At 70.8% G+C, this 20684-nt stretch carries 20 protein-coding genes and 3 tRNA genes; 12 read left to right on the plus strand and 11 right to left on the minus strand.

The features are described 5' to 3' along the window. Positions 1-97: 97 nt before the first annotated feature. From QWI33_RS01100 to QWI33_RS01110, 3 genes are all read right to left on the minus strand, one after another. Positions 98-1282, minus strand: coding sequence for an acetate/propionate family kinase (locus QWI33_RS01100; protein ID WP_289954039.1), 1185 nt, complete (start codon positions 1280-1282; stop codon positions 98-100). A 49-nt stretch (positions 1283-1331) separates the two neighbouring features. Then, entirely contained in the window at positions 1332-3434 is a 2103-nt protein-coding gene (gene pta, locus QWI33_RS01105; RefSeq protein WP_289954041.1) for a phosphate acetyltransferase, read from the minus strand. 219 nt (positions 3435-3653) lie between these two features. Beyond that, entirely contained in the window at positions 3654-4799 is a 1146-nt protein-coding gene (locus QWI33_RS01110; RefSeq protein WP_289954043.1) for a citrate synthase/methylcitrate synthase, read from the minus strand. 282 nt (positions 4800-5081) lie between these two features. Between QWI33_RS01110 and QWI33_RS01115 the strand changes: the two genes are divergently transcribed. From QWI33_RS01115 to QWI33_RS01130, 4 genes are all read left to right on the plus strand, one after another. Beyond that, positions 5082-6626, plus strand: coding sequence for a serine/threonine protein kinase (locus QWI33_RS01115; protein WP_289954044.1), 1545 nt, complete (start codon positions 5082-5084; stop codon positions 6624-6626). Between the two features lie 133 nt (positions 6627-6759). Then, entirely contained in the window at positions 6760-6942 is a 183-nt protein-coding gene (locus QWI33_RS01120; RefSeq protein ID WP_270108086.1) for a hypothetical protein, read from the plus strand. Positions 6943-7117: 175 nt separating this feature from the next. Beyond that, positions 7118-8620, plus strand: coding sequence for an MFS transporter (locus QWI33_RS01125; protein ID WP_289954048.1), 1503 nt, complete (start codon positions 7118-7120; stop codon positions 8618-8620). Positions 8621-8728: 108 nt separating this feature from the next. Beyond that, positions 8729-9373 carry a TetR/AcrR family transcriptional regulator gene (locus QWI33_RS01130; RefSeq protein WP_289954050.1) on the plus strand — a complete coding sequence of 215 codons (645 nt, stop codon included), beginning with the start codon at positions 8729-8731 and terminating at the stop codon, positions 9371-9373. A 107-nt stretch (positions 9374-9480) separates the two neighbouring features. Here the strand turns inward: QWI33_RS01130 and QWI33_RS01135 are convergent. From QWI33_RS01135 to QWI33_RS01155, 5 genes are all read right to left on the minus strand, one after another. Next, positions 9481-9581: transfer RNA gene (locus tag QWI33_RS01135), tRNA-Gly, on the minus strand. Between the two features lie 64 nt (positions 9582-9645). Then, positions 9646-9746: transfer RNA gene (locus QWI33_RS01140), tRNA-Gly, on the minus strand. 64 nt (positions 9747-9810) lie between these two features. Beyond that, positions 9811-9886: transfer RNA gene (locus QWI33_RS01145), tRNA-Gly, on the minus strand. Between the two features lie 115 nt (positions 9887-10001). Beyond that, the gene (locus QWI33_RS01150; RefSeq protein WP_289954052.1) at positions 10002-10664 is read right to left on the minus strand and encodes a GNAT family N-acetyltransferase; all 663 of its coding nucleotides are present in this window, start codon (positions 10662-10664) and stop codon (positions 10002-10004) included. Continuing rightward, entirely contained in the window at positions 10661-11326 is a 666-nt protein-coding gene (locus tag QWI33_RS01155) for a GNAT family N-acetyltransferase (protein ID WP_289954053.1), read from the minus strand. Before QWI33_RS01155 ends, QWI33_RS01150 begins: the two co-directional genes overlap by 4 nt. Positions 11327-11442: 116 nt before the next feature. Between QWI33_RS01155 and QWI33_RS01160 the strand changes: the two genes are divergently transcribed. The 4 genes from QWI33_RS01160 to QWI33_RS01175 all read left to right on the plus strand — a co-directional run bounded on the left by QWI33_RS01160 (position 11443) and on the right by QWI33_RS01175 (position 15087). Next, positions 11443-11781: an ArsR/SmtB family transcription factor gene (locus QWI33_RS01160; RefSeq protein ID WP_289954055.1), complete on the plus strand. Its 339-nt coding sequence runs from the start codon at positions 11443-11445 to the stop codon at positions 11779-11781. Next, entirely contained in the window at positions 11781-12026 is a 246-nt protein-coding gene (locus QWI33_RS01165) for a hypothetical protein (protein ID WP_289954057.1), read from the plus strand. The genes QWI33_RS01160 and QWI33_RS01165 overlap by 1 nt, the downstream gene beginning before the upstream one ends. 75 nt (positions 12027-12101) lie before the next feature. Next, positions 12102-14486 (plus strand): phosphoketolase family protein, encoded by a 2385-nt coding sequence (locus QWI33_RS01170; protein ID WP_289954059.1) that lies wholly within the window; start codon positions 12102-12104, stop codon positions 14484-14486. Between the two features lie 112 nt (positions 14487-14598). Beyond that, positions 14599-15087: a DUF4188 domain-containing protein gene (locus QWI33_RS01175; RefSeq protein WP_289954061.1), complete on the plus strand. Its 489-nt coding sequence runs from the start codon at positions 14599-14601 to the stop codon at positions 15085-15087. On the opposite strand, the gene QWI33_RS01180 is transcribed toward QWI33_RS01175, so the two are convergent. Then, on the minus strand, positions 15084-16067 hold the full coding sequence (locus QWI33_RS01180; RefSeq protein ID WP_289954063.1) for a phosphotransferase family protein: 984 nt from the start codon (positions 16065-16067) through the stop codon (positions 15084-15086). The genes QWI33_RS01175 and QWI33_RS01180 overlap by 4 nt on opposite strands. Positions 16068-16186: 119 nt before the next feature. Between QWI33_RS01180 and QWI33_RS01185 the strand changes: the two genes are divergently transcribed. From QWI33_RS01185 to QWI33_RS01195, 3 genes are all read left to right on the plus strand, one after another. Next, the gene (locus QWI33_RS01185) at positions 16187-16687 is read left to right on the plus strand and encodes a GNAT family N-acetyltransferase (protein ID WP_289954064.1); all 501 of its coding nucleotides are present in this window, start codon (positions 16187-16189) and stop codon (positions 16685-16687) included. Positions 16688-16787: 100 nt separating this feature from the next. After that, positions 16788-17300: an Hsp20/alpha crystallin family protein gene (locus tag QWI33_RS01190; RefSeq protein WP_289954066.1), complete on the plus strand. Its 513-nt coding sequence runs from the start codon at positions 16788-16790 to the stop codon at positions 17298-17300. A 178-nt stretch (positions 17301-17478) separates the two neighbouring features. Then, entirely contained in the window at positions 17479-18432 is a 954-nt protein-coding gene (locus QWI33_RS01195; protein ID WP_289954068.1) for an NAD(P)-dependent alcohol dehydrogenase, read from the plus strand. Here QWI33_RS01195 and QWI33_RS01200 read toward each other — a convergent pair. Together QWI33_RS01200 and QWI33_RS01205 are read right to left on the minus strand one after the other, a co-directional pair. Further along, positions 18416-19318: a transketolase family protein gene (locus QWI33_RS01200; RefSeq protein ID WP_353895363.1), complete on the minus strand. Its 903-nt coding sequence runs from the start codon at positions 19316-19318 to the stop codon at positions 18416-18418. The genes QWI33_RS01195 and QWI33_RS01200 overlap by 17 nt on opposite strands. A 67-nt stretch (positions 19319-19385) precedes the next feature. Continuing rightward, complete coding sequence (locus QWI33_RS01205; RefSeq protein WP_289954072.1) at positions 19386-20060, minus strand: thiamine pyrophosphate-binding protein; 675 nt, start codon at positions 20058-20060, stop codon at positions 19386-19388. A 59-nt stretch (positions 20061-20119) separates the two neighbouring features. Here QWI33_RS01205 and soxR point away from each other — a divergent pair, with 59 nt between their 5' ends. Beyond that, on the plus strand, positions 20120-20575 hold the full coding sequence (gene soxR / locus QWI33_RS01210) for a redox-sensitive transcriptional activator SoxR (protein ID WP_289954073.1): 456 nt from the start codon (positions 20120-20122) through the stop codon (positions 20573-20575). Positions 20576-20684: the final 109 nt, after the last annotated feature.

Here is a 20684-nt window from a genome sequence, read left to right on the forward strand (position 1 = left end):
TCACAAAAACCCCCGGTGTTTTTTTTTTTGGGGGATACCCCACGGCCCGGCGCCCGGTTTCCCGGGCGCGGCGCCGCGATATGCGGGTGTGCAGGCGTCAGGAGCGCAGGAGCGCCGCCGTCTGCGAGGCGATCTCGCCCTCTTCGTTGGTCGGAATGACCATCACCGTGATCGGCGAATGCCGCGTCGAGATGACCGGCCCGCCCGCCGCGTTCGCGGCCTCGTCCAGGTGCACGCCCAGCGCCACGAGCGAGCCGAGCGCGCCCGCGCGCACCTCCGCGCTGTTCTCCCCCACGCCGGCGGTGAACGCGATCGCGTCCGCCCCGCCGAGCGCGGCGATGTACGAGCCGATGTACTTGCGGATGCGGTAGCAGTAGATCTCCAGGGCGATCTGCGCCGACCGGTCGCCCGCCTCCGCGGCCGACTCGACCGCGCGCATGTCGATCTGCCCGGTCAGGGCGAGCATCCCCGACTCCTTGTTCAGCGCCGCGTCGAGGTCCTCGAACGAGGCGCCGGTCTGCCGGTGCATGTGGAAGACGATCGCCGGGTCGATGTCGCCCGAGCGCGTTCCCATGACCAGGCCCTCGAGCGGGGTCAGCCCCATCGACGTGTCGATCGAGCGCCCGCGCTCCACAGCGGACACCGACGCGCCGTTGCCCAGGTGGGCCACGATCACGTTGACCTCCTTGGGGCTCTTGCCGAGCAGCTCGGCGGCCTTGCGGGAGACGTACGCGTGCGAAGTGCCGTGGAAGCCGTACCGGCGCACCCCGTGCTCCTCGCGCCAGGAGCTCGGCACCGCGTACAGGTGCGCGCGCTCGGGCACCGTCGCGTGGAACGCCGTGTCGAACACCGCCACCTGCGGCAGCTTCGGGAAGAGCTTGCGCGCCACCTGGATGCCCTCCAGGTTCGCCGGGTTGTGCAGCGGCGCGAGCGCCGAGAGCGCCTCGATGGCCTGCTCGACCTCGTCGTCCACGATCACCGGCTGCACGAACCGCTCGCCGCCGTGCACGACCCGGTGCGCGACCGCGATGAGCCCGGCCTCCGAGAGCGGGGTGCCGTGCTCCTCGAACGCCGCGACCATCGCCTCGAGACCGGCGGCGTGGTCGGCCAGGTGCCTCGTCGACTCGTGCTTCTCGCCCGCGTGCCTGTGGGTGAGGGCCGACTCCGACTGCCCGATGCGCTCGATCAGACCCGAGGTCGAGGCCTCCATGGTCTCGCCGTCGACCAGCTGGTACTTGATCGACGAGGACCCGGAGTTGATCACCAGGACCGGTGCGCTCATGGCATTCCTTTCTCGCGCGCGGCCTTCGCGAACGCAGGCCTGCCAGGGCTCAGACGGGCTGGCTCGCCTGGATGGCGGTCAGCGCGACGGTGTTGACGATGTCGGGCACGGTCGCGCCCCGCGACAGGTCGTTCACGGGCTTGCGCAGGCCCTGGAGCACCGGACCCACCGCGATCGCCCCGGCGGAGCGCTGCACGGCCTTGTACAGGTTGTTGCCGGTGTTCAGGTCGGGGACGATGAAGACCGTGGCCTTCCCCGCCACCTGCGAATCAGGGAGCTTCGTGCCGGCGACGCCGGCGTCGGCGGCGGCGTCGTACTGGATCGGACCCTCCACCGGGAGGCCCGGCCTGCGGGACCGGACGATCTCGGTGGCCGCCCGGACCTTGTCCACGGCTTCGCCGTGGCCCGAGGTGCCGGTGGAGTAGGAGAGCATCGCCACGCGCGGTTCCACGCCGAACTCGATGGCGGTGTCTGCAGAGGATAGCGCGATGTCGGCCAGTTGCTCCGCATTGGGGTTCGGGTTGACCGCGCAGTCCCCGTAGACGAGGACCCGGTCTTCCAGGCACATGAAGAACACCGAGGAGACCACGGCCACTTCGGGTTTCGTCTTGATGATCTCGAACGAGGGCCGGATCGTGTGGGCCGTGGTGTGCACCGCGCCCGAGACCATGCCGTCGGCCATGCCCGTGTGGACCATCATCGTGCCGAAGTAGGAGACGTCCGCGACCGTGTCGTACGCCTGCTCGAAGGTGACGCCCTTGTGGGCGCGCAGCTGCGCGTACTCCTTCGCGAACCGCTCGCGGATCTCGTGGTCCCCGGGGTTCATGATCGAGGCCCCGCCCAGGTCGACGCCCAGTTGCGCCGCCTGCGAACGGATCTCGGACTCCTCGCCGAGGAGCGTCAGGCGGGCGACGTCGCGCCGCATGAGGATCTCGGCGGCCTTGAGGATGCGCGGCTCCGCGCCCTCGGGCAGCACGATGTGCTTGTCGAGGGCCTTCGCCCGCCCGATCATCGCGTGCTCGAACATGACCGGCGTGACCACCGTCGGCTTCGCCAGCGCGAGCCGGTCGAGCAGGTCGTCGCCGTCCACGCCGGCCGCGAAGTCCTCGAGGGCGCGGGTGATCTTGCGCTGGCCGCCGGCGGCGAGCGAGCCGGAGACGTCGCCGACGAGGTTGGCCATGTCGAAGGTGTCGTGCTGGACCAGGGCGATCGGCAGGCGCGAGTCGAGGCCGGCGACGATGTCGAGGATCTGCGGTTCGGGCCGGATGCCGCCGGTGAGGAACACGGCCGAGAGGCTCGGCGTGCCTTCGGCCTGGTGGGCGGCGAGGAGTCCGAGGAGGACTTCGGAGCGGTCGCCGGGGAGGATGACGGCTTTGTCGTCGGCGAGGCGGGTGAGGAGGTTGGGGAGGGTCATGGCGGCGACGACGACGTCCCCGACGGTGCGGGTGAAGACGTCGGGGTCGCCGGAGATGAGGGTCGCGTCGGCGGCCTCGATGAGTTCGCCGACGGTGGGGGCGACGACGACCGGGTCTTCGGCGATGACGCCGGTGCCGGGGTGCGCGGCTTTGACGAGTTCGATGTCGGCGGGGTCGACGCGGTTGGCGACGGTGCCGAGGACCGTCGCGTGGTCGGCTTCCGCCTGGGCGGTTCCGAAGCGGAGGGCGGCGGCGATGTCGGCGGGGTGCTTGCGGTGGCCGGTGACGACCAGGAGCATCGGCGCGGCGAGGTTCACCGCGATGCGGGTGTTGTAGCTGAACTCGACGGGTGCGCCCACATCGGAGTAGTCGGAGCCGACGACGAGGACGACGTCGTTCGCGTCGGCCAGCGCGTGGTAGCGCTCGACGATCTGGGTGAGGGCGGCGTCCGCGTCGGCGCGGACGTCGGCGTAGGTGACGCCGACCGAGGCCTCGTAAGGGCTCGGAAGGCGGTACTGGTCGCGGAGGAGGGTGATGATCGGGTCGCCCTGGAGCGCTGGATCGGGGTTGAGTCCGGTTCCGGCGGTGAGCGACAGGCGGGCGTGCTCGTCGCGGACGATGGGGCGGAAGACGGCTACGGAGCCGGCCCGCCGGGTGAGCAGGTCCATGACGCCGACCGCTACGGCGGACTTGCCGCTGCCGGGGTCGAGACTGGCGAGGTAGAGACTTTGAGCCACGGCTCCAACGCTATCCACCCCGTGCGACCCGCGCAGCGGATCTGCGCGGCGGCTCACCTGTGAGCTTGGGCCCGTGTCTGCCGTCCCCAGCCCCCACCCGCCCGGGGAAAGGTGGTTCCCACATTGCCGCGGGAGTGTGACGGCAATGCCGCCGAACAGCGCTGATGTCGCCCGAAAGCGTGAGCGGCCGCGAGCATCGCTCGCGGCCGCTTCGGTCGTTCAGTCGGCGAAGCCGTCTTCGGGGACCGGCTGGGGCGGCGGGGTGCCGACATAGCGGGCCCGCGGGCGGATGATCTTGGAGTCGCGGGCCTGCTCGAGGATGTTGGCGCTCCAGCCGACCACGCGGCTGGTCGTGAACGTGGGCGTGAACATCGTGCGCGGCACGCCCGCGAGCTCCATCACGACGCCGGCGTAGAACTCGACGTTCGTGTAGAGCTTGCGTCCCGGTTTGACCTCGGCGAGGATCTCGACGACCCGTCGTTCGACGGTCTTGGCGAAGTCGACGATGTCGCCGTCGAGTTCGTCGGCGACGTCGCGCAGGTGCAGCGAGCGCGGGTCGTCGGTCTTGTAGACGGCGTGGCCGAAGCCCATGATGCGCCGCCCGGCCTCGAGTTCGCCGCGGATCCAGTCGTCGATGTTGTCCGGGCCGCCGATGGCGTCGAGGGCGTCGAGCGCGCGGGCGGGCGCGCCGCCGTGCAGCGGGCCCGAGAGCGCGCCGATCGCGCCGACCAGGGCCGCCCCGAGGTCGGCGCCGGTGGAGGCGATGACGCGGGCGGTGAACGTGGAGGCGTTGAAGCCGTGGTCGATGGTGAGGATGAGGTAGTGCTCGACGGCGCGCGCGGCGGCTTCGGAGGGCACCTCGCCGGTGATCATGTACAGGTAGTTCGCGGCGTAGCCGAGGTCTTCGCGCGGGTCGAGGGGTTCGAGGCCCTGGCCCAGGCGGTACATCGCGGTGAGGATGGCCGGGGTGACGGCGCACGCGAAGAGGGCGTCGTCGGCGCGGGCGGCCTCGTCGATGTCGAGCACCGGCTTCATGGGCCGGGACGCGCACGCGGCGGAGAGCGCGGTGCGCAGGCCGTCGAGCGGCGTTGAGCCCTTGAGGTGGGGCAGCAGCTCGCGGAGTTCGGGGGTGAGCGTGCGGTAGGGCGCGACCTGCGCCTTGAACTCGTCGAGCTGGGCGCGGGAGGGCAGCGCGGCGTGGGTCATGAGGTACCAGACCTGCTCGAAGGAGCAGCGCTGCGCGAGTTCCACGGCGTTGTACTGGCGGTAGTGGTAGAAGCCCTCTTCGCCGCGCACGTCGCCGATCTCGGTGTCGGCGACGATGACACGGTCCAGGCCTTTGGGGACTTCGATGAATTCGGTCATTGGCTACTCCTCGTCCGGCACGCCTGTGGGCCGCCTGGTGACGCTTGCTGTCGCTATCGCCGCTCCGGTTCGCTTGTCAGCCTACGGGATTTCGCGCGGTGGGGACCCGAACGGCCGCGTGGTATCGCGCATCACCGCGCGGGCCGCGGCGGGCCCGTCGCGGGCGCGCCTTACAGTAGACCTCCTGCCCGACAGCAGCGCCGACACCGCGAGCCGCCGGATTCCGTCCCCCCATGGCCCGCAGGCGATCGCGCGACAGGACACCCCGAACGAGGATTGCCCGTGGACTCCGGAACGCTCATCGCCGGCCGCTACCGGCTCGACCGCGTCATCGCCTCCGGCGGCATGGGCGCGGTGTGGCGGGCCGAGGACGAGCGGCTGGACCGCACGGTCGCCGTCAAGGTGCTGCACGCGGGCCTCGACGGCTCGCAGCGTCCGCGGGACCGCTTCGAGCGCGAGGCGAAGACCCTGGCGAGCCTGAAGGGCCCGGGGTGCGTGGAGGTCTACGACTTCGGCGAGGAGCCGGACGGCGACCGCACGGTCGTGTACCTGGTGATGGAGCTCGTCGACGGCGTATCGCTCGCGGAGCTGCTGCACCGGGAGGAGCGGCTGGACCCGGCCCGGACGATGCGGATCGTGGCCGAGGCGGCCGAAGCGCTCGCGGCCGCGCACCGGCGCGGGATCGTGCACCGGGACATCAAGCCCGGCAACCTCCTCATCGACGCCGACGACCGCGTGAAGGTGGTGGACTTCGGGATCTCGCTGTTCGCGAACCGCTCCCGGCTCACGCCCAGCGACCAGGTGCTGGGGACGGCGCCGTACGTCTCGCCGGAGCAGTTGCGGGACAAGGGCGTCACGGGCGCGTCGGACCTGTACTCGCTCGGGGCGGTCGCCTACGAGTGCCTGACGGGGACGCCGCCGTTCGACGCCGCGGACCCGGCCGCGGTGATCCACGGGCACCTGTACTCCGAGCCGCCGGCGCTGCCCGCCGACGTGCCGGTCGAGGTGGCGGTGGTCGTCTCCCGGTCGCTGTCGAAATCCCCTGAGGAGCGCTGGGAATCCGGCGACGTCCTCGCCGCGGCGGCCCGGGCGGCGACGACCGGGCGGCATCCCGCCGTGACGCCCCCTGCGTTCGCGTCTGCGCCGGCGGACGCGAACGCTGCGGAGGCGAGGACCCCTGACGTGCCGCTGCAGGCCGCGCAGCCGCCGTTCATGCCGCCGGTGACGCCGCCTTCCCAGCCTGCGGCGGTCGAGCCGCCCGCGGAGGACCCGCGCCGACGCCGCCGCCTGGTGCTCATCGGCCTCGCGGCCGTACTGGCGCTGACCGTGATCGCGGTCGTGGCACTCAACCCGTTCTCCGGCGACGGGAAGGTCGCCGACGGCGAGGACGACACCTCGCCCACGCTGTCGGCCTCCACTTCGGCATCGGGCTCGGCCGCCGCGCAGGAGCCCTCGTCGTCCGCGAGCGCCTCGCCCGCGGAGTCGGAGGCGCCCACCGAGGAGGAGCCCGAGGACGACGGCGGCGGTTCGGAGCCCGAGGGCAACACGGGCGGTGGGAACGAGGACGAGGACGAGCCCTTGAAGGAGGGCGGCGGCCCGGTGCCCGACGTGCGGGGCGGGACCACGTTCGACGCCCGCGACCAGCTCAACGGCGAAGGGTTCGCGAACGTGGTCGCCCAGGTCGGCTACTACTACATCGTGCCCGAGCCCGAGCACTGCACGGTGATCGACCAGAGCCCGGCCGCCGGCGAGACCGCCGACTACTCCGGTCAGATCACTGTGTACTTCCATGAGCGCACCGCCGAGGGCACGAGCTGCCTGCTGTGACAGGGCATCGGTTCGGCGAATCACCGCGCCGGGTCGGCGAACGGGTTGACCGGCCGGGCCCCGGCCTGAATGATTGAGTGAGCGACCGGTAGAACAGTCGGGACACGGTCGCTCGGACGGGATTGGGATCAAGGTGGACGAAGGAATCAGCTCCGCGCCAGGCGTGGTGGTCGGTGTGCTGCTCATCATCGCGGCGGTCATGTGGTTCTCCCCGGGCGCCCGCCACAAGTTCCGCAAGGCCACGCTGTGGCTCGTGATCGCGGCGGTCGCGATGATCATCATCTTCGAGCTGCTCAAGGGCACCCAGCAGACCTGAGCCGCTCTGTTACTCGACGCCCGGTTGCTCGTCGGCCGGGCGTTTTCGCTGCTCCGGGCCAGTCTCCGAATACCGCGGGAAAAATCCGCCCTCCTAGTGGAACAGATCGTTCCGGTCTGTTATAGTGGAATCAAGCGTTCCGTTCCACTGAACACCGAGAGCCCCGGAGGCATCCGTGACCATCACCGCCGAGACCCCGACCACCGAGGCCGCGCCCGCCCGCGCCGCCTCCTCCGCGATCGCCGAGACCGCTTCGGCCGCAACCGAAGCGCCCGCCACGCACCCGCGCCGCTGGCTCGGACTCATCGCGATCCTCGCCACGACCCTCCTCAACCTCCTCGACGCCTCGATCGTCAACGTCGCCGCCCCCGCGATCCGCACCGAACTCGGCGGCACCGCCTCCCACATCCAGTGGCTCGCCGCCGGATACACCCTCGCCCTCGCGATCGGCCTGCTCACCGGCGGGCGCCTCGGCGACATGTTCGGTCGCAAGCGGGTCCTGATGATCGGCCTGGTGGGCTTCCTCCTCGCCTCGCTCGCGTGCGGCGCGGCCGGCTCCATCGAACTGCTGCTCGCCGCCCGCCTCGTGCAGGGCGCCTTCGCGGCGGTGATGGTGCCGCAGGGCTTCGGCCTCATCCGCGACCTGTTCGGCCGCGACATGGGCAAGGCCTACGCGGTCTTCGGCCCGCTCATCGGTCTCGCCTCGATCGCCGGCCCGATCGTCGCCGGACTCCTCGTCGACGCCGACCTCTTCGGCTCCGGCTGGCGCTCGATCTTCCTCATCAACCTGCCGCTGGGCATCGCCGCACTCGTCCTGGGCGCCAAGGTCCTCCCTGCCGGCGCTCCGCGGACCCGCGGCCTCAAGCTGGACCTCGGCGGGGCGGTCGTCGCCGCGGTCGGCATGAGCCTCCTGCTCGTCCCGCTCGTCGAAGGCCGCGAGCTCGGCTGGCCCGCCTGGTCGGTCGCGATGCTCATCGCCTCGGTGCCGGTGCTCGCCTACTTCGTGCGCGGCCAGATCAAGCGCGCCCGCTCCGGCAAGACCGCGCTGATCGAGCTGAGCGTGTTCGCCAAGCGCTCCTACACCTCCGGCATCGCGTTCGTGGTCGTCTTCTTCGGCTCGGTCACCGGCTTCTCCCTCGCGGTCGGCCTGTTCCTCCAGCTCGGCCTGGGCTTCGGCCCGCTCAAGGCCAGCCTCGCGATGGCCGCCTGGGCGGTCGGCGCGTTCATCGGCTCCGGTGCCAGCGCCGGCCTCGCCCCCAAGCTCGGACGCGGCGTGCTGCACCTGGGCCTCGCGATGATGACCGCCAGCCTGGTGGTGCTGTGGCTCCAGTTCGGTGCGGACTCGGCGCCGGGCGCCTGGGCCCTGTCGCCGGCGTTCCTGTTCTACGGGATCGGGATGGGCATGATCTTCGTGCCGCTCTTCGGGATCATCACCGGCGAGCTGGAGGACCACGAGGTCGGTTCGGCTTCGGGGCTCCTGGAGTCCTTCCAGCAGGGCGCGGCCGCGCTCGGTGTCGCGGTGCTGGGGACGGTCTTCTTCAGCCAGTTCGCGATCGGCGGCGGCATCGCCGAGGCGATGGGCGCGGCCCAGTGGGTCACGGGTCTGACCGTGGGCCTGACGGTGGTGGCGTTCCTGGTGGCCTTCGGGCTGCCGAAGCAGGCCAAGGCCGAGCACTGAGCCGTTGAGTCTTCGGACCGGTCGGGCCCTCCGGGCACGGCCGGTCGAAGGCGTTCAGAAGAAAGGTGCAACAGAATGAACCGCTCTGTTCCGGATAGGATGCCAGTCATGACCGACAAGCCGCTCAGCGGGCGAAAGGCGCAGGCCGCCCGCAACGACACGCTCATCCTCGAAGCCGCCCACGAGGTGTTCGTCGCGAACCCGGAGGCCCCGATCGCGGAGGTCGCCAAGCGCGCCGGGGTGGGCATCAGCGCGCTGTACCGCCGCTACCCGAGCAAGGAGGACCTGCTGCGCAAGCTGTGCGGGGACGGCCTGGCCCGGCACATGGAGCTGGTGCAGGAGGCGGTCGACGCCGAGGGGGACGCATGGGAGGCGTTCTGCCGCTTCATGAGAGGGGTCGTCGCCGCGGACACGGCGTCGATCACGGTCAAGCTGGCGGGGACCTTCACGCCGACGCCGGACATGTTCGCGGCGGGCGTGGCGGGGGCCGAGCTGAACGACGCGCTCATGCGGAAGCTGCGTGACGCCGGCGTGCTCCGCGAGGACGCGGCGATCGGCGACCTCATCATGATCACCGAGTCCCTGGCCTCGATCGACATCGGCGACGCGGAGCGGACCCGCGAGGTGCGGCTGCGGATCCTGGAGCTCTGCCTCGAGGCGCTGCGAGCCCCGGGGCAGGCGCCGCTGCCGGGCACCGCCCCGTCCGAGGAGGAAATGGGAGTCCGCTGGATCCCGAAGCAAGCGAAGGCATAGCGAGAAGGGCCGCCCGGATCGGGCGGCCCTTTCTGCATGCATGTTCCGAACGGTCCCGGTCCCCGGGCAATGAAAAAAGCCCGGCATCACCGCCGGGCCTCTCGAACTGGAGCGGACGACCGGGATCGAACCGGCGACCTACACCTTGGCAAGGTGTCGCACCAGCGCGAAGCGCTGCAACCAGCACCGCCAACTGCGCTACGTCCGCCCCAATCCCGCCCCGGTCCCCGGGCAACGAAAAAAGCCCGGCATCACTACCGGGCCTCTCAATCTGGAGCGGACGACCGGGATCGAACCGGCGACCTACACCTTGGCAAGGTGTCGCACCAGCGCGAAGCGCTGCAACCAGCACCGCCAACTGCGCTACGTCCGCCCCAATCCCGCCCCCGTCCCCGGGCAACGAAAAAAGCCCGGCATCACCGCCGGGCTTCTCAATCTGGAGCGGACGACCGGGATCGAACCGGCGACCTACACCTTGGCAAGGTGTCGCGCTACCAACTGCGCTACGTCCGCATTTCTCCGGTGTTGACCGGGGAACGATGATTACTTTAGCGCATCGTTCACCGGGGCTTGATAGGGCCTTGGGACCGATTGGGGCGCGGCTCACGCCTGAGCCGCGCCCGCCCGGTCACTCCTCGGACTCGCCCAGGCCGAGCGCCGCGAGGACTTCGGCGTCCAGCCCTTCGATCGCGACCTCGTGCTTGCGGTGGGCCTCCCAGTCCTCGCGGGAGAGCCGCCAGCGGTTGTCCTGGCGGCGCACGCCGTTCAGGACCTTGTGGTCGATGCCGTCGGCTTTGTAGCCGAGCTTGCGTGAGACGCCCTCGGAAGGCCCGTTGCCCTCGAACGAGGCGCTCAGCGCGTAGTCGGCGCCGAGCCCGTTGAAGACGAAGTCGAGCACGGCTGCGCGCATCTCCGTCCCGATGCCCTTGCCGTGGTGGGCGCGCCCGAGCCACGACCCGGTGTGGGCCTCGCGCGTCGCCTTGACGTCGGCGGCGCCGACCTCCTGCATGCCGACGATCTCGCCGTCCAGGACCGTGACGAGCGGCAGCATCCACCGCTCGGGGCTGATGCCCGCGATGACGCTCATCTGGTGCTGCAGGGTCCGGCGGCCGCGCTCGATCGGCTCGCATTCGGTCCACGGCGTCAGGAACGGCATGAAGTCCGGGTCGTGGACGCCGGCCGCGGCCTGGTCGGCGAGCGCGACCAGGTCGTCGAGGTCGGGCAGGCGCAGTTCAAGCCGCTCGGTCCGCAGGCGGAGCCGGTAGACCGGCATGTAGTCGGTGAGTTTCACGATGGCTCCTTCTCGGTGAGGCCGAGCATGTCCAGTACGTCGTCGTCGAGGCCTTCGATCGCGACCTCGTGCCTGCGGTGGGCCTCCCAGTCCTCGCGGGTGAGCCGCCAGCGCTGCTCGGTGCGTCGGACGCCTTGGACGACAGGGAGTTTGATGCCGTCTTCGCGGTAGCCGAGGCTGCGCGAGACGCCGGCCGAGGCGGCGTTGCCGTCGTAGGAGCCGCTGGTCGCGTAGTCCGCGCCGATCCCCGCGAACGCGAAGTGGAGGACGGCGGCGCGCATCTCCTTGCCGATCCCCTTGCCCTGGTGGACGCGGCCGATCCAGGAGCCGGTGCTGACCTCGCGGGTGTCGGCGAACTCGGTTCCCTTGATGTCCTGGACGCCGATCGGTTCGCCGTCTTGGAAGACGTAGAAGGGGAGGGTCCAGGCCTGCTCCTCCCAGCGGCCGATGGCGCGGTGGTACCAGAGGGCGACGCCGCGGGCGACCTTATCGGGCGCGGCCGCGGTCCACGGGATGCCGAACGGCATGAAATCCGGGTCGTGGACACCGGCCACGGCGACTTCGGCGAGCTTGGCGATCTCGTCGAAGTTCGCGGGCAGGCGCAGTTCGAGGCGTTCGGTGCGGAGTCTCAGGCGGTAGATCGGGAGGTGTTCGGCGAGCATGACCAGATTCTTCAGGCCGGTGCCGCAGAGGGCAATCGGTTTACCTGCGGGCCCCGGTCCTGCGGGCGCCGCCGTCATGTGTCAGAATTTTCTGACATACGACAAGGATGGTTGTCATGGAGCCCGAGGAGCTGAACGGCGCGGCCCTGCTCGCGGCCTTCTCGGCGCTGGCGAACCCGCACCGGCTGCGCATCCTCGGGGCGCTCGCCGACGGGCGGCAGTATGTGAGCCACTTGGCCCGCCAGCTGGGGATGAGCCGCCCGCTGCTCCACATGCACCTGCAGAAGCTCCAGTCCGCGGGCCTGGTGACGGGGTCGCTGGAGCTCTCGGAGGACGGCAGGGCCGTCAAGTACTTCGAAGCGGTCCCGTTCGCCCTGCAGGTCTCCCCGCAGATCATCAAGGCGGCGCTGCCGACCCTGCCCGCACCGGGCGGCCACGGAAAGGAAACAGATTAATGTCCATGGGACAAGCCGGGATGCTGTTCGTATTCGGATTCGCCTTCCTGATCGCGGCGATCGTGATCGTCTCGATGCTCGTGTGGGCGTCGACCAAGAAGGCGCAGGCGTCGGCCGCCCGCGAGGCGAACTACCGGGAGCTGGCGGCGAAGGCCGGCGAGGACTCGGCGGAGATCAAGGCCTCCCTCGCGGAGCTCAAGGGCCGCTTGGCGTCCGTGGAGCGGATGCTCAAAGAGGTCGACTGACCGCGAAAGCCCGCGCATGCGAGGAATTCCCGCGAATGACGGTTAAGGCGCGCCTGATACGGCACCCTCGGACGCATGGACACGACGCAACCCGGTCTCGACACCGCGCCGCTCGACGATGAGGAACTGGCCCGCATCGACGCCTACTGGCGGGCCGCGAACTACCTCACCGTCGGCCAGATCTACCTGCTCGACAACCCCCTCCTCCGGGAGCCGCTGCGCCCCGAGCACATCAAGCCGCGCCTGCTCGGCCACTGGGGCACCAGCCCCGGCCTGAGCCTGATCTACGCGCACCTGAACCGCTGCATCACCGCCCGCGGCCTCGACATGATCTACGTGACCGGCCCCGGCCACGGCGGCCCCGCGATCGTCGCCAACACCTGGCTCGAGGGCACCTACCCGGAGCTGCACCCCTCGGTGAACCACTCCGAGGAGGGCATGAAGCAGCTGTTCCGGCAGTTCTCCTTCCCCGGCGGCATCCCCTCGCACGTCGCCGCCGAGGTGCCCGGCTCGATCCACGAGGGCGGCGAGCTCGGCTACGCGCTCTCGCACGCGTTCGGCGCCGCGTTCGACAACCCGGACCTCACCGTGGCCTGCGTCGTGGGCGACGGCGAGGCCGAGACCGGCCCCCTGGCCGGCTCGTGGTTCTCCAACGTGTTCCTCAACCCCGTCTCGGACGGCACGGTCCTGCCGATCCTGCACCTCAACGGCTACAAGATCGCCAACCCCACGATCTTCGCGCGCATCTCCGACGAGGACCGCATGTCGTACTTCCGCGGCGTCGGCTACGAGCCGTTCCTAGTCGAAGGCGACGACCCCGCGGCCGTCCACCAGTCGATGGCCGCCACGCTGGACGCGTGCTTCGACCGGATCGCCGAGATCCGCGCCGACGCGCGCCGCCGCGCCAATGGACAAGCGGTCCGCCCGCGCTGGCCGATGATCATCCTGCGGACCCCGAAGGGCTGGACGGGACCGGCCGAAGTGGACGGCGTGCCGGTGGCGGGCACGTGGCGCGCCCACCAGGTGCCGCTCTCGGGCGTGCGCACGAACCCCGACCACCTGGCGATGCTCGAGGCGTGGATGCGCTCGTACCGGCCCGAGGAGCTGTTCGACGCCACCGGCAAGCCCGCGCCCGAACTCCTCGACCTGCATCCCCGAGGCGCGCAGCGCATGAGCGCCAACCCGCACGCGAACGGCGGCCTGCTCCTGCGCGACCTCGTGCTGCCCGACTACCGCGAGTACGGCCAGGAGACCGAGGGCCACGGCCGCACCACCGGCGAGGCCACGAAGGTCCTCGGCAAGTGGCTGCGCGACGTCATCAGCGCCAACCCGGACCGGTTCCGGCTCTTCGGGCCCGACGAGGTCGAGTCGAACCGGCTCGGCGCGGCCTTCGAGACCACCGATCGGCAATGGCAGGCCGACGTCTATCCCACGGACGAGCACCAGGCGCCGCAAGGGCGCGTCATGGAGGTGCTCTCGGAGCACCTGTGCGAGGGCTGGCTCGAGGGCTACCTGCTCACCGGCCGGCACGGGCTGTTCACCAGCTACGAGGCGTTCATCCACCTGGTCGACTCGATGTTCAACCAGCACGCCAAGTGGCTCAAGACGACCAACGCCATCCCGTGGCGCCGCCCGATCGCCTCGCTCAACTACCTCCTGTCGAGCCACGTGTGGCGCCAGGACCACAACGGCTTCTCCCACCAGGACCCCGGGTTCATCGACCACGTGATCAACAAGAAGGCCGAGGTCGTCCGGGTGTACCTGCCGCCGGACGCCAACACGCTCCTGTCCACGATGGACCACTGCCTGCGCAGCCGCCAGTACGTCAACGTCGTGGTCGCAGGCAAGCAGCCCGCGCTCCAGTACACGAGCATGGACGAGGCCGTGCGCCACTGCGAACGGGGCCTGGGCATCTGGGAGTGGGCGTCCACCGACGAGGGCCGGTCGCCCGACGTCGTGCTCGCCTGCGCCGGGGACTCGCCCACGCTGGAGGTCCTGGCCGCCGCCGACATCCTGCGCCAGACCCTGCCGCGGCTGCGGGTGCGCGTGGTCAACGTCGTCGACCTCATGCGGCTCCAGCCCGACACCGAGCACCCGCACGGCCTGCCCGACCGGCAGTTCGACACGGTCTTCACCGCAGACAAGCCGGTCCTGTTCGCCTTCCACGGCTACCCGACCCTCATCCACCGGCTCACCTACCGCCGCACCAACCACGAGAACCTCCATGTGCGCGGCTACAAGGAGGAGGGCACCACGACCACGCCGTTCGACATGGTCATGCGCAACGACCTCGACCGGTTCCGCCTCGTCATCGACGTCATCGACCGCGTGCCCGGCCTCGGCGAGAACGCCGCGGGGCTGCGGCAGCAGATGGAGGACGCGAGGCACGCCGCCCGCGAGCACACCCGCACCCACGGCGAGGACCTGCCGGACGTCGCCGGATGGGAGTGGCCGCACTAGCCGCAGAACCGAAGCGGCCCAGCCGGAGCCGTCCAGCGCCTTGACACCGGGTGAACACGCTTCGTTAGTCTCTAAGGGGAGGCATGCTCGCAACCCCCTGGGAGGACTCCACGTGGCGAAGGTCAGACCCGGTCGCGTCGTGGTCGACTACGACGAGGACCTCGTGGTCTTCACGGTCGGCATGCGGATCAACAAGTTCTGGAAGTTCCGCAAATGGTGGCCGGTGTTCGTGTCGATGCCGAAGATGCTCCGCGAACTCCACGCCGACCCCGACCTCGGCCTGCTCGACTCGCGGACCATGATCGGCGGCCGCGTGATCATGGTCGTCCAGTACTGGCGCAGCGAGGAGCACCTGGAGCGGTACGCGCACTCGCAGGTGCACGCCCACCGCGGCTTCTGGAAGTGGTTCAACCGCAACGTGAAGAGCAACGGCGAGGTCGGCCTCTGGCACGAGCTCTACAAGGTGCCCGCCGGGGCGTACGACACCTCGTACATCAACATGCCGCCGTACGGGCTCGCCCGCGCCACGAAGGAGCGGGACGCGACCCGCACGGACCCGGACGACCACGGCCACGAGCACCCGGCTGGCGCCGCCCGCTAAGACGCGGAGCCCTCCAGCAGCGCGAGGTTCTTGACGAGGCTCTCGGTCGACCACCCCAGCTGGTGGGCGGTCTGCTCCTCGTCGAAGCCGCGCACGGCGCACTCGGCGATGAGGATGAGCATCAGGTAGACCCGGTAGAGGGCGAGCCGCCGCTCCTCCCCCTCGGTCATCTCCCGGCCCAGGAAGCCGTCGATCGCCGCGTCCGACTCCTCGGCCGGGCCGAAGGTGAGGGAGACGATCTCGGCGATCGGGTCGCCGTAGAAGGCCCGCTCGCCGTCGATGAACGCCTCGACCCGCCAACCGGATTCGCCCTTCACGACGAAGACGTTGCCGTCCCACAGGTCGAAGTGGACGAGCGCGGGGCGGGTCACCTCGTCGAGCAGGTCCTTCTCGGCGGCGACGATCGCCTTGATCTCCTCGGCCGGACGCGGCAGCGGCGAGTCGTTCTCCGCGATGTCGGCGAGGACGTCGTCGATCATCGCAAAAAACGATGCGGACCAGGTGTCGGCGACGGTGCGCCCGCTCTTGCGCGGATACCCGAACCGCTCCCCCGTGACCGTCGGGAAGCGGGCGCTGAGGGCCCCGATCTCGCGGCGCACGGCCAGCAGCTCCGCTGTGGACATGTCGGCGTGCGCCTTCGGCAGCGTCACGCCCTTGAGCCGGTCGATGATCATCACGCCGCCCTCGGGGTCGCCGTAGTGCAGCGCGGGCATCGGCACGCCCGCGGCCAGGCCCCGCTCGAAGCACTCGATCTCGGTGGCCATGAGGTCGACCTCGTACCGCAGCAGCTTGTGCTCCTTGTCCGGGGCGACCTTGACGACCACGTGGCGGCCGTCGGCCAGCTCGAGGGCGTGCGCGGCGTTGAAGAAGCCGTCCTTGAACTCCTCATGGCCGACGACCTCGACCGGTCCGGGAAGGTGCTTGCGGACGATGGCCTCGACGGCGGCGCGGTCGAGCTTGGGGCGGATGGCGATCTCCATCGCGCCATTCTGAATGCCGGGAGCCGCCGGCGCAATCGGGTATCGGTGCGGCTCTTGCCTGGTGGGACGCACACGCATAGCGTGGAAGACCGACCGGGAACGGACATGGGAGGCGCCGCATGGACACACCTCGACTGCGCGGACTGCGGCCGGGCGACCTCGGCTGGATCGTCTACAGCCAGGGCAAGGGCTACTGGGAGGAGCTCGGCTGGAACGAGGAGTACGAGGCGCTCATCGCGCGCATCGTCGCCGACTACGCCGAGGGCCGCGATCCCTCGCGCGAGGCGGGCTGGATCGCCGAGCTGAACGGCGAGCCGGCCGGGTCGATCCTGTGCGTGGACGCGGGCGAGCAGGTCGCGAAACTGCGGCTGCTGTGGGTCGAGCCGTTCGCGCGCGGGCACGGCGTCGGCGGGATGCTGGTGCGCGAGTGCATCGGCTTCGCCCGCGAAGCCGGGTACCTGTCGATGACGCTGTGGACCATGAGCAACCTCGACGCGGCCCGGCGGCTCTACGAAGAGGCCGGGTTCACGCTCGTGAGCGAGCGGCCGGTGCGGATGTTCGGCAAGGACGACCTGGTGAGCCAGGTGTGGGACCTGCCGCTGCGCGACTCCTCCGCGTGATCCGGGCCACGGCAGAAATATTCGGATCGGGCCGGGCGTCGTATAGGTCGTTAGCACTCTCCACCACCGAGTGCTAATCCTGAGGAAGGAGACAGCCATCATGATCGTTCGCTACCAGCACCCTTACGCGGCTTTCCGGCAGCTCGACCGCGAGTTCGAGCGTCTGGCCCGGGCCGGCTTCGGCCAGCGCTCGGTGCAGTACACGCTCCGCTCCGACGTCTACACCGAAGGCGAGGACCTCGTGGTCACCGCCGCGGTTCCGGGCGTGAGCCCTGAGGACGTCACCGTCGAGCTCGAGGGCCGCCGCCTCTCGATCACCGCCGAGCGCCGCGAGCGCGAGGCGGCCGAGGGCGACCGCTACCTCGTGCGGGGCCTCGCCGGCGGGACGTTCCGCCGCGAGTTCCAGCTTCGCGAGGGCATCACCGCCGACCAGCTCAGTGCGGAGGTCGCCGACGGCCTCCTGACGATTCGCGTCTCGGGGGCCGTGAAGCCGGCGCCGCAGGCGCAGCGCATTCCGATCAAGGGCGTCGCGTCCGTGGTCGACGGAAGCGCGGTCGAGGGAAGCACTGCTGCGGCAGTCGAGGGCGAGGCGACGTCCGAGGACGCCGAGTAAGCACGCTGTAATGCGGCCCCAGGGGGATTCCCCTGGGGCCGTTGGCGTCCCCCGGTTCGGCGGCGCGCGGACTGGCGGTCTCGGCGGCTTCGGCGGGGTCGCCGGGAACGCGGGGCGGGGCACGCGGGCCGATGCCGACTACAGTGGAGGGATTCGCGTCTGCCTGACAGGAGTCCGCATGAGAGCCCTCATCCAGGATCGGTACGGGCCCGCCGAGGCCGTTCGCGTCGGTGACGTTCCCGAGCCGGTCCCCGCTGACGGCGAGGTGCTGATCCGGGTGCGGGCGGCCTCCCTCAACGGTTCGGATCGGGAGAACCTCGTCGGCAGTCCCTTCTACGCGCGCTTGGGCGGGCTCCGTCGCCCGCGCAATCCGGTGCCGGGGTCTGACGTCGCCGGAGTCGTGGCCGCGGCCGGCAGCGCCGTCACCGAGTACGCGGTGGGCGACGAGGTCTTCGGGGAGTTGGCCGGGTACCGCGGCGGCCTCGCCGAGTACGTGGCGACGCCACCGCGGCTGCTGGCCCGCAAGCCGCCCGGGCTGTCCTTCCTTGACGCGGCGGCGATACCGCAGGCGGGCTGCATCGCGTTCAAGTCGACGCGCGGGATCGCACCGGGAGACCGGGTGCTGGTCAACGGCGCGGGAGGAGCGGGCGGCGCGCTCGTCATCGGGCTCGCCGTGCACCTCGGCGCCGAGGTGACGGCCGTGGACCGCGCGGACAAGGCCGACTACCTGCGGCGGGTGGGGGCCTCGGACACGATCGCGTTCGAGGACGAGGACTGGGCCGCCCGGCGCGGCCGATACGACCGGGTCGTCGACCTGGTGGGGCACCGCTCGCCGTTCCGCGTGCACCGGGCGCTGCGCCCCGGCGGGGTGTACCTCATGGTCGGCGGGCACGCGCGCGTGCTGCTCGCGACGTTCGCCGCCGGCTGGTCGATCCGGCGGGAAGGCAAGCGGGTCAAGGTGCTGGCGGTGCCGCAGTCGCGTGCCGACCTGGAGGCGGTCACCGCTTTGGTGGTCGCCGAGAAGGCCGCCCCCGCCGTCGACCGGGTCTATCCGCTGGAGGAGGCGCGGGAGGCGTTCGCGAGGCTCGCCGCCGGGGACAACCGGGGAAAGATCGTCATCGAGATGCCGTGATCGGGTCGAGGAAGTCCCGCACCCGGTGCCGGATGCCATTCGGGTCGAGGCCGTGCAGGCGCTCGTGCTCGTCCGCGGTGCCGTAGCGGCGCAGCTCCTCCCGGCCGACGCCGATCGACAGCAGCCGGTGGGGCCGGTCGGCCAGGGCCCGCGACACGAGCCAGGCCGAGGTCCCCTCCAGGTACGGCTCGACGACGACCACCGTGTCGCCGGTGCCGGCCGCCAGCTGCCGCAGGCCGTGCTCGTCGAACGGGCGCGGCGTGTTCGTGTACGCCACGGTCACGTCGAAGCCGGAGGTCGCGGCGAGCACGTTGTCCAGGACCGGCCCGACCGCGACCACCGTGGCGTTCCGGCCTTCGCGGAGCACCGTGAGCCCGCCGCCGGAGGTGTGGTGCGGAGCCGGGTTGCACCGCAGGGAAAGTCGCATGTAGACGCCCTCGTCGGAGCGGACCGCCTCGTCCAGCAGCCGCGGGACTTCGGCGGCGTGGCCGGGCACGACCACGCGCCAGCCCGGCAGCGTGTCGAACAGCGCCACGTCGCGCGGGCTGAAATGGGTGAAGCTGCCTTCGGCCCAGTCGTACGAAGCGCCGACGCTCACCAGGATCCCGCTCGTGCCCTGGTGCTCGAAGTCGAGCTTGATCTGCTCGAAGGCCCGCTCGACCAGGAACGGGGCGTAGGTGTGGGCGATGGGCCGCAGCCCGGCCAGCGCGAGGCCGCCGGCCGCGCCGACGAGCAGCTGCTCGCGAATCCCCACGTTGACGACCCGGTGGGGATGTGCCGCGGCCGCGTCGCGGAACTTGTCGGTCGAGATGTCGGCCAGGACGACGGCCAGTCGCGGGTCGGTGTCCAGCAGCGCGGAGGCGCGGGCGGCGAACGCGTCGCGCATGGTGGTGTCCTGCAGGTCGTCTTCCAGTGGGTCTGAACGGAACACGGTCGGTCCTCGGCTTCCGGGATCAGGGGCGGGTGGTGGCGACGGTGACGTGCGGGCGGTCGGGGTGGGCGGTGGTGAAGGCCCGGTGGAGGGCGTCGTGGTCGGTCATGTCGGCGGTGGCGCTGCTCCAGCCGTGCACGTCGAAGCGGGAGGCGATGCCGCCGGGCCAGCCGAGCGAGGCCGAGCCGTTGTCGGCGACGACCACGTTCAGGTTCGACAGGCCGGCGGTCCCCGCGAAGGCCATCGCCTCGTGGTTCGAGCCCTCGTCGAGCTCGGCGTCGCCGACGAGGACGAACACGCGCGCGTCGTGGAAGCCGGTGGCGCGCAGGCCGAGGGCGACGCCCACGCCGAGGGGCAGGCCGTGGCCGAGTGACCCGGAGGAGATCTCGACGCCGGGGACGAGGGTGGCGTCGGGGTGGGAGCCGAGGGGCGACTCCAGGTGGGCGATCGTGTCGAGCCATGCGGCCGGGATGAAGCCCTTGGCGGCGAGGACCGCGTAGTAGGCGCTGGGTCCGTGGCCCTTCGACAGGAGGAAGCGGTCGCGGGCCGGGTCGCGGAGGCGCTGCGGGTCGACGCGGAGGACGCGGTCGTAGAGGACCCAGATCGCGTCCAGCGTGTACGGGTCGAGGTCGGGATGGCGCACGTCGGACACGGTGCGGCGGGCCAGTTCCCGGGTTGCTTCGAAGGTGACGTTCACGCCGGGAATCATGTAACTTCAAGTCGACTTGAAGTAAAGACCGGAGTGAGCAGGGCCATATGACGACCCATGATGCGGGGACGATGCTGTCGATCGGCGACTTCGCGGCGCGCGCCGGGGTGGCGACCTCGACGCTGCGCTACTACGAGTCGCTGGACCTGGTCCGCTCGGTGCGGACCGGCGGCAACCAGCGCCGCTACCGCCGCGCCGAGCTGCGCCGGGTGGCGTTCATCCGGGCCGCGCAGTCGATCGGACTGTCGCTCGAGGAGGTCAAGGAGGCCCTGGACCGGCTGCCGGACCGGCGCATCCCCGACCGCGCCGACTGGCAGCGGTTGTCGGCGGGCTGGCGGGACCGCATCGAGGACCAGATCCGGCGCCTGCGGGAGCTGCAGGAGGACATCGACGGCTGCGTGGGCTGCGGGTGCCTCTCGCTCGACAAGTGCGCGATCTACAACCGGGAGGACCGCCACGCCGACGACGGCCCCGGCCCGCAGCGGGGTTTCAAGGCCCCGTAGCGGACTCGGGCGGCGCTCACGTGCGCGAAGGTCCCGTGCCGGAGCCGCGCTCGTTGATGAAAACGACTACCGTTATCCTCAACGAGCCCGAATCCGATTCACGCGCCCG

Source organism: Glycomyces tritici (assembly GCF_030403505.1).